The sequence below is a fragment of the Pseudomonas sp. H26/SER47-MNA-CIBAN-0231 genome, assembly GCF_040310465.1.
GTDB lineage: Bacteria > Pseudomonadota > Gammaproteobacteria > Pseudomonadales > Pseudomonadaceae > Aquipseudomonas > Aquipseudomonas atacamensis.
The window spans coordinates 236,641-253,586 of sequence record NZ_JBEOPW010000005.1 but is presented as its reverse complement, the minus strand read 5'-3'; the positions used below and the strand labels follow the sequence as shown (position 1 = coordinate 253,586).

Sequence of the window (16,946 nt, the reverse complement as noted above, 5' to 3'; positions counted from 1 at the left end):
CTACTCCTGCCCCAGCAATTTATGGATTTCTTCTTCGGTCATGTTAAGGAACTCGTCCGGGCGCACAGATCGATCATCAATATAGAAGCCGCGTTTTCTCGGCCAAGGCTTGCCAAACAGAATTTCGTCGTAAGGAACTTCCCACTTAGCGAGCCACTCGAGAAGAACTGGTGCAGTATGTTTATTAATAAGCGCCAGATTACCCTTATAAGTGTTCATATTACGCGCAGTGAACAGTAAGATTCGATAACCTTTAGCCTGGTATTCGCGAAGTTTAGCCAGCATGGCCTGATCGGGAATCAGATCTGCGTACGACTGATTCGCCGTTTTAATTCCACACAGCGTGCCGTCAATATCAACGACCAATACACCGTCGACGCTCTCAAACTCTTGATTCACTTTCAACCTCATTGAGTATGTGGTGAGCGTTCAGCAGGAAAGCAATCACCTTGTTTGGATAATCTATGTGCAGCGGCAGCATCGACAAAAACAATGATGCTTCGCCCAGACGCATGACGCGAACGTCGTGGCCTGCCGCCTTGACTCGCTGAACAAAGACAGGTTTCAGGACGGCGTGATTGGTGTGTTTAAAACTCAGCAACAACTGATTACTGTCGGTGAAACCTACATTGTAGAGACCATTGTTAATAAAATCGTAGTCGCCCAATGCGCTGTGCGACACCTTGCACAGATCATACAAAGGGTGTGTCCACAGCCCCTCCTCCGTCAGCGCCCCTTTAGGGTCGATCAGCTTTAGCAGATAGCGTTGTTGATCATAAAGTATATTGGAGAAGCAAGGGTCACCGTGCCCGACCACACGGTAATCAAATGCAAATCCTTTCTCGAAGCGTTTGTAGAGCTTCACAAAACGCTCTAGCTGGCGTGAAACATCCAGTTCAGGAGTAGCGCTAGCAGCCAAACGATTGATCCGCTGTCCCTCCTCCATCGCAAGAAACTGCTCAACCCGTTTTTCAAGTTTATTAACGAACAGTTCTCGCGCCGTGGCAGCCGACTGCTCCTTAGTGCAGGTTTGTCTTGAGCGCTCCGCGAGAAAAAACAGCAGACGGTCAACAAAAGAAGTGAACGTATCGGGCTCAAAAGCGCCGTGAACCCATTGCAAAGCAGTATCTGCCAAGTAATAACGCAGCATTTTGTAAGATGCGCGATCACCATCATCCTGAAAATCAAAAGGCTGTATCAGCCAAGGCCGCATGCCTTCGGGAGCGAGGCTATAAAAGGAATACTCCGCGCGCATCTTGGTCTTGTCAGTGGATCGCTTCGTGTAGTAATACGCGTCCATTTGCATTTCGTTGAAATGGCGCGTTGCTGTAGAACCGCTGGTGTAAGAAAGGAAATCGCGGATCTTGCCTAAATCCAGGGGTTCGACCGACTGCAAACGCTGAGCGCCCTGCCACGCCCTATCCCATGTATGAAGAGGTGCCGCCAGAAACGCCGACCATTGGTCGACCAACATGTGGGCATTGCGCAGAAATACCAGCATCGGTTTGTACAACGTATCGGTAAAGTCCTCTTCAGCATACGGCAGGCGCTCTATCAACTGGGTGAGGCGTTCTGGTTGTGAAAAGCCGGCACGCCCGGCGATAACGCAGACAGATGTATCCTCACTACACGCTTCCAGTGTAGAGCGCAGCGCGACAAGATCATCTTCATTCTGCAAACGAATCACACGTGATCGACTCCACGCCGGCAGCGCGGTAAGGAAATGTTCGATCAGTGGTCGGCGCTTGAAGACGATATCACCGAATCGGCGGGAGCCAACCAAGCTGCGCACTTCACCAAAGGCGAACTCGCGATCATCAAGGATAAGCAATAGTTTGGTATATGCTTCAGACATCTCGGGTCCTTAGAATTTTGGAGCGCGCCGGCAACGAAACGACGAGCAGAAATACCAATGTCAACGCCACCAGACCCAGCGACTGGTAGAGACCGAAGGCATTCGAGACTCCCCCGCCGCCGGGTAAGCTCGCCAGCAAACCGGAGGTGAACAGCGCCGCGAGATCCGGATCTCCGATCCCAAGCTGGTTAATAAATAAAGACAACGCCAGAATCTCGACAGACCAGATAAGTACAGAGAGCAGCAGGAAACCTGACACACGCCCCTCGACGGACTTATAGATCGCGACTTCAAGCCTGCGTAATACTTGGCTCGCGCGTAGCACGGTCAGTCCGCGCGGCGTGTAGCTAGTCAGTACAAGATGACGATTCAAATATACAAAGATCTTAGCAACAGCGAAGAACCCCAACAGACTCAAACCACTGGCCAGTACAAATAATACAAAGACAGTGCGCATTGCGGGCACGACTTGAATATTAAAAATGTACAACCCCAGAATAAAGGCGGAGATCACCACTACATCTCCAAAGCGCTCCGCCAACCATACCGCCAGCGCCTTCTGCCGTTTCCCGTACACATGAAAAAAGGAAGCAAGGCGTAAAATCTCGCCCAGCTTGAATGGCAGAAAGCTACTTGGAAAAGCTGTCAATGTATGCGCCGCAACCAGAGGAAACGCCTTATCGCGATCATCAAGCGTCAACAGCACCAGGCGCAGCATACGCAATACATGTGAGCCGAGATAAAGCAGAGTAATACCCACCAGACCAGCCCACTGTGTCTCACGACCAAAACTGGCGATATCCGGCGCACGTAACCACAGCCAACCCATCACCACGATCAGCAGCAGTCCGAAGTAGACCTTCAAGCTTTTACTCATTGGAAGCTGAGCCTTGGCTATAGCGAATTTGCCCCGTGTAAGAATCAAATGCCCGAGAGCGCAGTTCTGTAGAAACAAAGCTATCGCGGCGCATGCCAAATCCCGCAAGCAACCTCAAGACTTTAAATGCTTGACGGAACAATCTGACGTTCGATATCTGGTCGTCTTCTCTCCAACTGATGGGGAAAAAACGCACTACTTGCTTGCGCTGATAGCTTGCCAACAGCATCACATAATTGAACGTCAAGTCGTCAGGAAATGCTTTGTAGTAGAAGTCACGATACGCCGCCACACGATAAAGGTTCAATCCAGATCCCAAATCATAAATAGCACGCATTGTGACCATGGAAAACAGTGCGTTATAAACCCGATTACCGAATGTACGGAACCAGGAATATCCTTTCAAACGGCTACCACGCATGAAACGTGCACCTAACAAGCAATCAACACCTTTATCCAACTCTGATTCGAGCTGAGGCATCAAATCACGAATATCGGCCTGGTCGTCGCCATGCAGCACAACAAGGTAGTCAAACCCATTATCTACTGCATAGCGAAAGGCTGCTTTGTGCGATCCTCCCAGACCATAGTTGTCATCGTTACACCAAGCGATGAAATTACAATTCTTTAGGACCAATTTGCCGCGCTCAATGGCAGCCTCCAGGGTACCGTCAGGCGAGCGGTTATCAACAACCATAACGGTATCGATCCTAGCCTGTACGCTTTCATCAAACTGATCGATAACGCGAGTAATCTGCGTTTCACAGCGATAGGCAGGGATGAAAACCAGGATTTTCGGATTAGCTTCGGACTTGGCCATCGGAGTCAGTACTCATAAATTTCGTAAGAACAGTCATAAACAGGAAATTCGTCAATAAATTAACGGGCGTGACCATTAGCTTCGCCAGAACAGCCGCTGGCAGTGGCAGTGGCAGTACCTGATCAATCCCAAAATCTACCAGTTTTACAACGACGATGGAAATCAGCATCGAATACCCTAAGATAGACACCGCTTGATAAGTCCAATAGATCGGTAGAAAAATATATTTTCCGTGCCCACCTCGTTTGAAAACCCGATTTAGCGCAATCAACCATACGTATGTAACACCGACCATGGATGATGCGAAATTCGCAAAGGCAGGTGACACATCAAAAGCCTGGGTCAAAGTCGTATAGGAAAGCAGATCAAGAATCCACCCGACTCCAGACACCAGTAAGAACCCTAGAAACAACTTCATTATTTATTTTTTCCAGCGGCCTGAAAACCGTCAAATGAATACAACCCGGGTCCTTCGCTACCATATTCGCCGCCCGAAAGCGGAACAAAAGGAATCTTTTTGGGAGGTTTGAAATAATCATCAAAGCCTTCCGGCTTAAATATTTTAACGACCCGACCATCTTTCTGTAAGCTCATACCGAATACTGGCCACGTCCAGACCCAACGATACTTATAAGCATACTCCCGCTGCTCCGAAATCAGTATTTCTCTCACTGACTCAGGCTGTAAAATTGGCCCTGGCGCCACACTAAGCTCGTGCAGAGCGGCATTCTTGAATTCGAGCCATTGTATACTATTGGAGACCTGCCAGAGCGACGCGGACAACAGGCTGACTGAGAGCGCGACAATCGCAAAATAAGCACCACGCACATCAAAATTAACTTTTGCACGCACAAATATAATTGAAGAGAGCATCCATCCCGTGGATCCGATAGTCATCAGAAACCGATAATTAAACTCTCTGCGCGGATCAGTCAGATTGAAATCCTGTATTGCTGAAACCCCGGCATACACCGCAAGACCCGACAACGACAAAAATATTAAAAAGACCACCAAAAAAATTGCTCCGCCGCCCGCGCTTATGCTACGAGCTATCCATCCGTAAAGCCCAGCAACAATAAGTAGAACAGTTGCCAATAGACTTATTCTAGTATTGCCTACCCACATTTCCCGCGGCATTGCAAAATTGACAAGCTCTAGAAAGGCATTTGTTTCCTGACCAACCGGATGACTAAACTGCCAATATAGAACAAACAGCGACTGGGCTAGGCCGACAGCGCCAAGTACATAGAGGTGTAAATTTTTACAAAAATTACCGCCTGTTCCGCCGAACCAGAATGCAGTCAGCGCGCCAAAAAATATACTGCCGCCCCAAAGAACCAGATTTTCATGCCCTCTGAACAATATCAAAGAAACAATAGCTATCACTAGCCAGTCAAACCATCGAAAATTTATCTTCAACAGCAAATAATGAATCAGCAACCAAGCAAACGCCAAAGATATAAAAGACTGATTAAGAATAAATATATCGGATGGAATCGCGCACGTAACCAGACTTGCTAGAGCAAAGAAAAAAACGCGATAGTCATTTGCCCGACGACTCAATAAAAAACAGAAAAAATAAACAAACACCGGCCCCAAAAACGTTCCAGCACCAAACAGGAACCTCAACCAGCCTAGGTTTTCCACTCCTAACTTAATAGCAATAGCAACAGGAAGTTGATTTACTATATTCGCAAACAACCGTATGTGCTTTGGATCATCGGCAACTGGCCATACCTTATTCTGACTCAACAGTTGCACAAAAAAATTCGAACCGTCGGCGTACAAGACTCTTTCACTTAGAATCGCGTGACCAAGGTAAACCACGTAAAACACGCAAGCCAATATTACAAGGACCAATGCGAGCCACTTCAATGGCCTCACGCCAAAATCATTGCTATTCAAAACGCTGCCCCCTCGTGCCTAAACTTATTGCATCTCTGTGATTGGCAGCCGGTAAAAAACAGACGCCATCAACGTTATGCAAATATGCCACTTGAACCTTCGATCCCCCAAGCCAATAGAGGCTCAAATCACCCACCAATAAAGTCACAGCCACTTTCAAAGAATCACTTTCAATACCGACCATATTTCCTTCTCCGTCGACCAAGTAGCATGCGACCTTTATAGAATCAATTCCCTCTAACAATTCGAGGAACGACTTATAAGTAAACTCAAAGCCTGTTCCTCGCAAAAAACCAATATATAAACTCGAACGCTATATCAGAAGCTCGTTGCATGTGGTGATAAAACGATCACCGATAACCGACCAGTCATACTCATGAGTAATGCGTTGTCCGTTCTCCGCCAGTGTCGCGCACAATGCAGGATCTCGAATCAATCGAGTGATTGCCTCTTCTAATCCTTCGCGCTCCGTCAATACGGCATTGACACCATCAATCGCCATATCATGAAAAGCTGCACAAGCACTGTTCACAATTACCGGTTTACCGGCCAACCAAGCTTCCAACAGAACGATGCCGAAGCTCTCGCTACTACTCATGTTAATCAATGAAAGACACGACATGAGCGCTCCACGAACAACATTCCTAGGCTGCTTGCCCAAGTAGCTCGCATGGGCAGATAACACGGGCACACCGTCATCGTCAGGTCCAATCAGTACTACATGTAAGTTCTTACCATTTGCATTTAACTTTTCAACGGCTGCAATTGTGTCTTTATAGCCCTTCGCGCCTGATTTTCTGCCCAACACTAAAACAAAGGGGCGATCTACCGAAAAGACAGCTCGAAAGGCATCTACGTCGTCTTGATGGAATATTTCACTGGTATCAATCCCGGCTGGCAGATAACTGACATTACCCCCTCGGCGACGATAAAACTCGCAAGCAGCAAGAGGCGAAGCTAATACCAGACTAGCGTCTCGTGCCGCGTCATTAATGTCTGGAAAATGGTAAAAATCATCATCTAAGTGCGCGTGAGGTATGATAATTACCGGCACCCCGTGCCGCTTGGCACTTTCAACCGCGACAACAGCCGGGCGAAATACGTGATTATGAGTAATCACCAAATCATAATTACTTACTTGAGTCTCAACATAATTTTCAAGGGCTTCGGAGAAAGGACCGCGTATATCACTTAGCTTAACATTCAAGGGATCACGAGTCCCCTTGGCAGCGTCCGCCAACACCTCAAACGCCGTCTCGGCATCGACAGTAGCCAAATTAACCAGCGACGGGTTGGAGATATCAAGCTGCACGCTATTGAAATACAACGCTGTCATCATAAATGCCAGAGGACGAGGATCTTCATGTCGAGAGGATCCAATTGATGTTGTTATTTCCAACTCCCCTGCCGGAGCGGAAAACGCCAACACAAAGTGCCCCTGAACTTCCGAGCTCAGGATTATCACCCCTTGAGCGTCCATTACCGTCACATAAGCCTTTTGGTGGGCGAAGCCGTCAATTCGAACGTCTGTATCCTCCACAACATACAACCCACACGTGGCATACGCCCAGCGAGAGGCTTTTATTGCCTTACCTTCCGGCAATGCCCAGCCCCAAGTCAGGCCACTGCGATCAAATCCCGTTTTCACAGAATCCGAGATGATACGCTCGAATGTCGGTTGCAATTGCCAGGCACGCTCCAGCCCCTGCGTCGCGGATTGCCCCATTGATGGCTGAATAGGAAAGCGAGCAAATCTGACGTTGTGCATATTGATGAACGCACTGTCATTCGCGTTGAAATGATAGTCTTCCGCAAATCGGAATTTGCTGTGCATCGAGCTGACTTCAGGCGCAACAACATCAATTTGAAAGTTGTTATTTCTGCCAAGAGCCCTCAACAGTTGCTCAACCATCAACTCAGCACCGCCCATGGCAGGAGAGGTATAACGATAAGTTACAAAGAGCACACGCTTCTTAGGGACTGAAAGGCCTTTTAACGCGTAAACAAAATCTGCCGCCAGCGCCTGCATGGACAAGCAACGATTAAATATGGACTGACGTAACAGTCTTACTTCGGGTGTTTGCAGTTCCACATCGGACAGCGCAGTCATTATCGCCGAGGGAAAACCCTCCAGCGTCACTACATTGATATGATCTTGAATGACGTCAGGATACCCTCGCTGCCCAAAAATCGTCGTCACCACAAATAATCCGTTGGCGAGATAGTCGGCCAACTTCACATTCGAACCGCTGCCAGACATCATGGGGTTGATGGCAATGGAACATGACTGCATAACTGCGGACTTGTCCGAATCATCCAAAACACCCCATAGATGAACATTTCGAGTCATCTTGCCACTAATCGAGCTGCACACGGAGCCGATCAGATGGAACTCGACGTCCGGGCAGTTTGGAGCAATGTGCTCAACAATGTAGTTCGCGGAGTCAACATTGGGCATATGCGCGGAGCCAAGAAAAACCGCGGACCGGGCAGAAATACTGGCCTGAATTTTACTTGCATTTTCTGCATCTACTAATGCTGCAGGCGCAGATCCATTGCGTACAACTATCGCGGGCCCTGCTGTACGACGCTTTCTGAGCAGACTATCGGCATCATCGTCAGAAACAGCAATCGTCAGCGCCGAAAGTTCAACGGCTTTACGCTCAAACTCAGCAACATCATCTATCAAAGAGTGCCTGAGTGGATGGTGTTCCAATAGACGCGTTTTCAGCGTCAATTCATTATTCTGGGACGAGTAAACAAATCGGTCAGCATGTGCGACTGGTAACTCCACCATGAATGGATGCTCAATTACAACACTCTGAGAGTTCCCCCTCAAGGCCTGGTAGACTTTGACCAGCAGAGGATTAAGTGCGCAATGTCGGCCGGCAACGATGTCGTCGCACGATATATGCGATTGTGCATTGACGTATTGTAACTCTCCTAGATGCTCCGCAGTTTTTGGAACAGCGATGACTAATGTATTGTCATTGTGACGATCTACCTGCAAGAAACGATCACTGGAAAAGCATAAAAATACAACCGTACTCGTCTCGGAAACTGCGGCGTATAATCCACGCGTCCTAGTTGCACCACCGCCAATTCCCGCAAAAGAATTGTAATCGTTCAATACCGTTACAAGATTCTTTGGAGTATTTTCTTTATTGCGTTGATAGACATCTACTATTTTTTTACTAGCGTTTTCAGCAATGGCATCCCATGTATAGTTGGCATTTACAAATGATAGTCCGGCCTGACCTATACACGAGAGACGCTCAGGAGAGTTCGCTGCATCTCTAATGGCCTGACCAAACGACTCCAGTGAAGAGATGAGAAAATGCTCGTCCTCCTGACCAGAAAGTCCCCTCACACCGAACTCAGTTGAAAGAACCGGCAGACCTCTAGCCAGATACTCCAACACCTTAATATTGGACCCACTGCCAGTGGACATAGGATTCAATGCCAAGTGGCTAGCCCCCAGCAACTCCTCTTTCAGCGTATCGCTCACCCGACCATGACGGATGACGTTAGCGGGATACTTACCTTCAGGGAGGCATGCACCCAAAATATTGAACTTCACCTCTGGCACTAGAGGCGCAATTTCATTAACAAGTGTCAGCGCAGCTATCTGGTTAGGTAAATGGCCGCTGCCCATGAAAACAGTAGAAAAACCTGAGTTCGAATTTTCCTTCAAAGACGCCGTTCGAACAGGTGTCATACCGTTAGGAACAAAGACAGTTTCGAATTTCGCAGCTGGCGCCAAGTCACGGAATGCGACGAGGTCATCGTCACCGCAGTAAAAAACCAGATCCGAGAGTTCAAGTATCTTCTTTTCCAGCCCTATTACCAAGTTCGGAATATCATCCGATCCGGCATCGCTATGCAAGGAACGATAGAGGATACTTTCGCAATTCTGAGAGTTATAAACACGTAGTTTACTATCAAAACCGGCAAACACGTCATAGTCGATGGTAAATGGGAAGTCATGGATAATTATATCCGCCGACTCATACTCTTCAAGATAAGCATCGTGCAAAGCGCCTGGGTACTTGGCACACACAGCAAGGGCAGGACCTGACAGATCACCTTTCCCGGAAACTTTGGACAGTGCAGCCCAGACTTCATTAAACGCGATATCCTTAGGAATTCTACGCTCGATAAAGTTGACACCATGAAAGACACGCTCTTCATCACTGCCTTGGTGAGTTGAGCTCAACAAGGTAACTTGATGCGTACGACTCAGAGACCTGTAAAAATTAAAAACCCTAGATTCACCACCATTCGAGACAGGCGTAAATGCAGGAAAAAAGCTAAATGCCAATATTTTTTTCAAAATAAATACTCAGTAGAAAAAAGACTCAAGGGGTGATTTCAACTCTTCACCGTTCCCTTTTTTCTTAAAACTTGAAAGCTGTGCATATGAAGTTGACGTGTCTACCGTGGTGTTGGATGGACTCACGGCGCCAACATGACTCTGTTGCATTCCCCACGCAATCCGTTTAAGCCGGGCCTTCAATACCGGGCGACGCGAAAGAAAACCGACAGCCCAACCCTTGATTCTCGGATTCTCAACTGCCTTTCGCATTAAACGAGAAATGAAAGATTTTAGCTTGTGCTTGATCTTCAATAATGGAGAAGCCTTCAAATTAGTACCTGGGTCCTTTATCAGCTTGTTCAAAACTCGCAACGGCCTGGTTAGCCGCCATGAAGCACTCGTCATTAATTCTTTAATCTGTCTTTCAAGTTCGAACACTAACGCTTTAGACTCCAAATGCGCACACTCAAACTCAGCCTCCCTCAATACGAGTTTGTCCTCGACCTTCTGACGCTCCGCGTTCGCTTCCGATATTTTAGTTTCAGCTTCGACTAGGATTTCAGCAAACTCCAAACACTTGGCGTCAAGTGCTCTTACTTTTTCCGTCTCGGCTAACAAACTTGTTTCTATGGAGCTATATCTTTCGTGCTCACCAAGTAACTTCCGCTGATGATCAACGCTCGCGTCCACCACCCTCTTCTCAAAACCGAGAACTAATTCACGCGCTCTTTCAGCATCCCGAATTAGACTGGCGCCGGGATCGGTTCTATAATCACGTTGCCAAACCAGAGGCTCGCTTGCTTTACGAAGCGCAACAACCTCATCAATAAGCGTCTGTGATGTCCCTGATAGAAGTAATAGACCATGGGCCCGTTGCTCAACGCTGTTGAAGAAAGCTTTGTCTTTAGCACCGTACACGGCTTGAGGAACTGAGCATTCAGAAAAATCGAGCCCGTCGATACCCATTTCCTTAAGAGCATGGGTAGTGTCATTTCGGCACTCTAAACTGTCGCTGAGTCGATCAATATTGATCTGCAGTTCAGAGTGCTTCAGGCCTTCTTTCAAGCCTAGAAACCAAAGCACATAAAAAACAAGGTAACTGTTTTCCGGAGACAAGCGGTTCTGGTAGAACCACGAAAACTTCTGAAAAATGTTCCCTTCCGTCAAACCGTTGAATCCGATTTCGTCGATCAAGCGATTAATTATTTCGGGGTGATGCGCACCATTGATACACATCTGATTTGCATCATCAAAGTAGTGATCCACCTTGTAAGACCACCACTGATCCCAAGGATTTCGCCAGAGATAAATATGACGACCGCCCAATGCATGCTTGATCACACCGATACGAGAGCTTGTACGACACTCTTGTATAAGTGGTCTGCCTTTGGCCGAAGATATCAAACCTGATAAGTATGGTACGCCCGCCTGCTCTGGAGTGGTGGCAAAATAACCATCATAGATGCAGGACTCGTCTAGCTTCGTTATACATTCGTCAGATACGCTATATAACTCGGAATAATACGCCCCCTTCATATCCGGATGACGCAGCACTTTTGCCAGATTGTCATCTGCAGCAAGCATGCTTTCACGCTCGTTGCGCGCAGACAAGACAAACTCGCTCATCGGTTCCTGATAACACCAGTAGCCTGCGCTCGAGCTTCTAAAAACACTAAATATGTAAGTACTTCCCGCCCGAAACAAAGAGTGAACAAATACAGGGCAGGTTTTAGAATCCTTTAAAATGCTCACCCTCTTACTCCATTGCAAGTTCGAATTTTGCTGGGACATTTATAACGCCAGTTTTCGCAAACGTACCCTCATCTGCTCGCACGCGAAACAGGACAACATCAATACGGCGATGCAAAAACAAAGCAACATCACCCGTGTCATCCCGTACACCGCAGTTCACGTAATAGGTTCCGGGGGCAAATGAATTACCAAATTCAAATTTTAGCAGGAGCGTTTCGCCGGCACTGAAGGTTCTGCCTTTCACTTCAGGCATATCCGCGGTATCCATACCAAACAGCGCAATACCATCACGCGTCTTGACCATGAAGGCAAAGGCGATCTGTGTCACCTCCTCGGTAAAACGAACGCGATACTTCAGTATCAAACTATCGTTGCTGCCAAAAACGTTGGCAGGATGCCCCTCCGAGCTTTCCATCCATATCGACTCAACAACCGCGCGGCCGTCGCCATAAGAAAGTTCACAACTACTCAGCAAGCTGGGATCAACCACAGCCTCGACACTCTTTGCGGCTGGCAGAGCCGATTTCTTCCCACCGCCGAACAAAACTTGTTCGTAGGTATCGCATACGTCTTTCGCAGCACCAAAAGCGGCGACACTTCCATTCTGAAGGAAGAGCGCTTTATCGCAGATTTTTTTAACTGTTTCAGTATCGTGAGTCACAAAAAGCAGAGTTGTGCCCTTTTCACGAAACTGTTCAATCCGTCGATAGCACTTTCGCTGAAAAGCAACGTCCCCCACCGACAAGGCTTCATCGACGATGAGAATCTCTGGACGCACTGCCGTTGCCACTGCAAATGCCAGCCTCACCTGCATACCGCTGGAATACACACGCACCGGTTGATCAATGTAATCACCTATGTCGGCGAACGCCTCGATTTCCGCCATATGCAGAGAGACCTCCTCCAGAGAAAGCCCAAGCAACTGACCGGCCATATAGGCATTCTGTCTACCCGTAAAATCAGGGTGAAACCCCATACCCAACTCGAGCAGAGCGGCGACTCGCCCATTTATGTCTACACTCCCGGTTGTAGGTTGGGTAGTGCCCGTAATCATTTTCAGCAACGTGCTTTTGCCTGCACCATTGACCCCGATTATCCCTACCGCCTCACCTGCATTTACAGAAAAGCTGATGTCTTGTAATACCCACTTAAGGGTATGTCGGGGCTTTAGTTTGGGAATGAGCCACTCAGCCAATCGCCCCCAACGCGTGCGATATTGTTTGTATGCTTTGCCCAGTCCAACAACCGTAATGCTACCCATCAAAGTTCGTCCACTATTTCGCCTGCGTGCTTGCGGAAAAAACGCATACCCACAAAACACAAAAACACCGCCAGGGTGGTGATCGGCCACAAAGTTTCCCATTGCGGCCACTGACCGGAAACAAGAACCCCTTGAAAGGCGGCCATAAGGCTGGTCATCGGGTTAAGGTCAATAAACACGCGCAACTCTTTGGAGAGCGCGGTAATCGGATAGATGATGGGAGTCAGCCAAAACCAAAATGTAATGAAGATCCCAAAGAACTGTCCGACATCGCGGAAAAACACATTGAGCACCCCCAATGTAATGCCGAGCCCTATTGAAAAGAGGATCAGAATCAACAGCAACGGGACCAAGGCAAGAAATGCCAAACCAGGAAAATTACCGCTAATGATTAGAAAAGCAGTAAAAAGACCGAATGTGATGATGAAATTTATGCCGGCATTCGCGACAACCACGACTGGAAGGCACAACCGTGGAAAACTGATTTTCTTCAACAAGTTGGCATTATCGAGAAAAACAGTCTGACTTCTCCCGACCAGTTCGGCAAACAGCCCCCAAGTAAGTATCCCCGCGCACAGGTAGATACTGTATCCAAAGGTGCCTTCGACACCCGGCAACTTGGCTCTCATCACCTCAGCGAAAATAACGGTATATACGATAATCATCGCCAACGGATTGAGTATCGTCCACAACGCACCCAGCAAAGAATTTCTGTATTTGGACTGAAACTCTCGTTTGACACTTCCTGAGATAAACCCGCGATAGTTCCAGAGCGCTTTAAGCATAGAACTCATTGGTTCTCTCCTAAAATCAACCCCTCAAGCAGTGCAAGCTGCGATGAAAGCGTGGCTTCATTGGCGCGAGATTCGACGTTCAATCGCAATAGAGATTCCGTATTGGACTCTCTAAGATTGAAACGCCAGTCACCAAAGTCCATGCTCAAGCCATCAGTCATATCGATCGCTGGATTCAGCGGAAGATAGGCCTTGCGTATTTTTTCAATAATCGTCGGCACATCATCAACGCGATAATTGATTTCACCGCTGCATGGAAAATCGGAAATTCGTTCGTCAACTAACTGAGCCAAGCTCTTTCCATTAGCCGACATCAAAGCGGCTACCAGCAACCACGGAATCATGCCGCTGTCGCAGTACGCAAAATCACGGAAGTAGTGGTGAGCGCTCATTTCGCCGCCATACACTGCATCCTCCTCGCGCATACGCTCCTTGATAAATGCATGGCCGGTTTTACTTTGCACGGCGATACCACCCGCTTTCTCAACGCGCTCGATGGTGTTCCAAGTCAGTCGAGGATCGTGGATGATCTTGCTGCTAGGGTGCTTTATGAGCAGCATTTCGGCCAAAAGGCCAACCAGGTAATAACCCTCGATAAAACGCCCATTCGCATCGAAGAAAAAGCAGCGGTCAAAATCGCCATCCCAGGCCAGTCCGATATCGCACTGGTTCGCCAGTAGTGCATCACGCGTCAACTCGCGATTCTCAGGCAATAATGGATTTGGGACGCCGTTTGGGAAGGTTCCATCAGGCTCTTCATTGATAAACAGCAACTTCAGAGGTAGTCGCGCGGCCAGCGCCTGGAGTACAGGGCCGGCTGCGCCATTACCTGGGTCTGCGAGGATTTTCAAAGGTTTCAGTGCGCTGATGTCGACGTAAGTCAGCAAATGGTCGATGTAGGCACTCTTATCGAACGCCTGACGGACTGTCCCCTTTTCTGCCACCAGGTCACCCAGGTCACCCTGTTCGACGCGTTGGCGGATGGCATCAAGACCCGTGTCACCACTGATAGGGCGAGACTCTGCTTTGACGAGTTTCATCCCGTTGTAGCCTTTGGGATTGTGGCTGGCGGTAATCATCACGCCGCCATCAACTTTGTAGTGGCTTGTGGCGAAGTAAACTTCCTCCGTGCCGCAAAGCCCGATATCGATGACATCGCCGCCGGCCTCGGTAATGCCCCGCATCAGCGCTGCCGCCAAGGATGGACTTTCAAGCCGCATATCCTGACCAACCACGAAATTTTTCGCACGTAATTCAACTACGAGCGCGCGACCAATGCGGTAGGAAATATCTTCGTTGAGTTGAGCGGGAACCTGACCACGAATGTCATAGGCTTTGAAACACTGCGTCACGATAGGAGGATACATTCTACTCACATAGCTGAAATGTCCGATGCCGCCCAGAGGCGGCAACGGCAAGAATGGACCGCCAGGCTTGATTTCACTGGCGCGTGAACCCCGCAAGGCGCAGGGCTCGCTTCGGGTTCAGTTTTGTTATTTATCGACGCGACCGTAATTATCTTCAAAACGCACGATGTCGTCTTCGCCCAGATAGTCACCACTCTGCACTTCGATCAGCACCAGATCGATGACTCCTGGGTTCATCAGGCGATGCTGGTGGCCGGCACGAATAAACGTGGACTCATTGGTGTTCAGCATCAGCTCCTGCTGATCGTTGACCACGATTGCCATACCACTCACAACGATCCAGTGCTCGCTTCTGTGGTGATGCATTTGCAGCGACAAAGAAGCTTTAGGCTTCACAACAATGCGTTTGATCTTGAAACGCTCGCCGTTTTCCAGCGTGGTGTAAGTACCCCACGGACGATGCACCGTACGGTGAAGCAAGTGCACCGTATGACTGCAGGCCTTTAGCTGATTGACAATATGCTTCACGTCTTGAGCGTGATCTTTGTGAGCAATCATCACCGCGTCAGGGGTATCAATGACCAGCAAGTCCTCAACGCCGACAAGCGCAGTCAACCTATCTTCACTGTTGACATAGTTATTGCGCGAATCATGGGACAGTACCTCGCCCTCAAAGCGGTTACCGTTCTCATCGGGTTCGGTCAATTCGCTGACAGCGTTCCACGAACCGATGTCACTCCAACCAATGTCACAGGGGACAGTCGCAACTTTGGAAGAGCGCTCCATCAACGCGTAATCGATGGATATATCTGGCACCGCTGCGAATGATTCGGCATCAAGGGCCAGGCAACGGTATTTGGCGGACGAGGTCAGACGCGAGCTATCGATCGTTATGCTAACCGCCTCGACTACATCCGGAGCATGCTGACGAAGCTCTTCCAGGACGGAGCCCACACGGAAGCAGAACATCCCGGAGTTCCAGTAGTAGTTGCCCGCGCCGACATAATTTTGAGCGGTTGCAAGGTTAGGCTTTTCGACAAAACGCGCGACTTTCAAGCCACCTTTAAGAGGGGCATCCTTCTGCGCTTCAATGTAACCAAAACCAGTCTCAGGGTAGGTTGGCTGAATACCAAACGTTACCAACCAACCGTCGGCAGCCAGCGCCATGGCGCTGGAGACGGCCGCAGCGAAAGCCTTTTCGTCTTTGATCAGGTGGTCAGCAGCCAACACCAGCATCTGGGCATCGGGGCCGTGCGTGGATTCGAGTTGTAGTGCCGCTGCGGCAACGGCCGCAGCTGTATTGCGACCAAAGGGTTCAAGAATGAAAGCCTGAGCATGCTTGGCAGAATTGACTGCGCTGTACTCATCTTCAGTCTTGAACAGGAGTTCGCGGTTGGTCACCGTCAGAACTTCCACCACACCTTCCAGACGCGAAGCACGAAGGAACGTTTTCTGGATTAGATTCTGGCCATCTGGCAGCGCCATGAACGGCTTTGGGTGGGTTTCTCGAGAAACAGGCCACAACCGGCTGCCCACTCCGCCAGACATAATTACGGGAATCAGTTCCATGCTCTCAATCCTTAGTCCCCTCTCCAGTGGATACTTCCAGAAACGGGTTCAGTTATATTTCCGGTCATTTGTGCGTCCTGACTGACGCAAATACTTGCCCCAAGCCGCCAGAAAAAACTGCCGCTCGGCCTAAATCCAAATCCATTCGCAACACCCGGATCCTTGCCAATCGAAGATTGGGGTGGGGCTTCGTTTATGAGGCGTACCCAATGAGGCGAAGCCGCCCGCCCACGACCGCGAGTCGCAAGAACCGGTATGATTGCTGAACATTCTACAGCTTGTACCTGGACATTAATAACTCCCTCCCGGCGGAAGGCACAAAAAACGTCCTTAATATTCAAAGCATCCGAACAAGATCGATATCAAACCAATATCAACCCGGCTCGGCGTAACCACATCACAATCTCTACGAAAAATGGCTACTGCACCAA

The 16,946-nt window shown here is 48.8% G+C and carries 13 protein-coding genes; all 13 read right to left on the bottom strand.

Annotation, left to right across the window (positions count from 1 at the left end):
- Positions 1 to 399 (bottom strand): HAD family hydrolase, encoded by a 399-nt coding sequence (locus AAEZ10_RS10610; protein ID WP_241089713.1) that lies wholly within the window; start codon positions 397 to 399, stop codon positions 1 to 3.
- The gene (locus AAEZ10_RS10605) at positions 383 to 1,855 is read right to left on the bottom strand and encodes a protein kinase family protein (RefSeq protein ID WP_220556672.1); all 1,473 of its coding nucleotides are present in this window, start codon (positions 1,853 to 1,855) and stop codon (positions 383 to 385) included. Before AAEZ10_RS10605 ends, AAEZ10_RS10610 begins: the two co-directional genes overlap by 17 nt.
- The gene (locus AAEZ10_RS10600; RefSeq protein ID WP_163032979.1) at positions 1,848 to 2,720 is read right to left on the bottom strand and encodes a lysylphosphatidylglycerol synthase domain-containing protein; all 873 of its coding nucleotides are present in this window, start codon (positions 2,718 to 2,720) and stop codon (positions 1,848 to 1,850) included. Before AAEZ10_RS10600 ends, AAEZ10_RS10605 begins: the two co-directional genes overlap by 8 nt.
- Positions 2,721 to 2,724: 4 nt before the next feature.
- A complete protein-coding gene (locus AAEZ10_RS10595; RefSeq protein ID WP_122707322.1) occupies positions 2,725 to 3,552 on the bottom strand; it encodes a glycosyltransferase family 2 protein in 828 nt (275 codons plus the stop codon).
- The gene (locus AAEZ10_RS10590; protein ID WP_122707324.1) at positions 3,533 to 3,970 is read right to left on the bottom strand and encodes a GtrA family protein; all 438 of its coding nucleotides are present in this window, start codon (positions 3,968 to 3,970) and stop codon (positions 3,533 to 3,535) included. The genes AAEZ10_RS10595 and AAEZ10_RS10590 overlap by 20 nt, the downstream gene beginning before the upstream one ends.
- On the bottom strand, positions 3,970 to 5,457 hold the full coding sequence (locus AAEZ10_RS10585) for a hypothetical protein (protein WP_350569102.1): 1,488 nt from the start codon (positions 5,455 to 5,457) through the stop codon (positions 3,970 to 3,972). Before AAEZ10_RS10585 ends, AAEZ10_RS10590 begins: the two co-directional genes overlap by 1 nt.
- Positions 5,450 to 5,641: a hypothetical protein gene (locus AAEZ10_RS10580; protein ID WP_163032981.1), complete on the bottom strand. Its 192-nt coding sequence runs from the start codon at positions 5,639 to 5,641 to the stop codon at positions 5,450 to 5,452. Before AAEZ10_RS10580 ends, AAEZ10_RS10585 begins: the two co-directional genes overlap by 8 nt.
- A gap of 129 nt (positions 5,642 to 5,770) precedes the next feature.
- On the bottom strand, positions 5,771 to 9,790 hold the full coding sequence (locus AAEZ10_RS10575; protein WP_350569100.1) for a glycosyltransferase: 4,020 nt from the start codon (positions 9,788 to 9,790) through the stop codon (positions 5,771 to 5,773).
- Positions 9,791 to 9,799: 9 nt separating this feature from the next.
- Complete coding sequence (locus tag AAEZ10_RS10570) at positions 9,800 to 11,524, bottom strand: hypothetical protein (RefSeq protein ID WP_163032983.1); 1,725 nt, start codon at positions 11,522 to 11,524, stop codon at positions 9,800 to 9,802.
- A gap of 4 nt (positions 11,525 to 11,528) precedes the next feature.
- The gene (locus AAEZ10_RS10565; protein ID WP_122707332.1) at positions 11,529 to 12,785 is read right to left on the bottom strand and encodes an ABC transporter ATP-binding protein; all 1,257 of its coding nucleotides are present in this window, start codon (positions 12,783 to 12,785) and stop codon (positions 11,529 to 11,531) included.
- Complete coding sequence (locus AAEZ10_RS10560; protein ID WP_220556678.1) at positions 12,785 to 13,579, bottom strand: ABC transporter permease; 795 nt, start codon at positions 13,577 to 13,579, stop codon at positions 12,785 to 12,787. The genes AAEZ10_RS10565 and AAEZ10_RS10560 overlap by 1 nt, the downstream gene beginning before the upstream one ends.
- On the bottom strand, positions 13,576 to 14,946 hold the full coding sequence (locus AAEZ10_RS10555; RefSeq protein WP_350569220.1) for a phosphohexomutase domain-containing protein: 1,371 nt from the start codon (positions 14,944 to 14,946) through the stop codon (positions 13,576 to 13,578). Before AAEZ10_RS10555 ends, AAEZ10_RS10560 begins: the two co-directional genes overlap by 4 nt.
- Before the next feature lie 126 nt (positions 14,947 to 15,072).
- A complete protein-coding gene (locus AAEZ10_RS10550) occupies positions 15,073 to 16,515 on the bottom strand; it encodes a mannose-1-phosphate guanylyltransferase/mannose-6-phosphate isomerase (RefSeq protein ID WP_122707336.1) in 1,443 nt (480 codons plus the stop codon).
- Positions 16,516 to 16,946 lie beyond the last annotated feature (431 nt).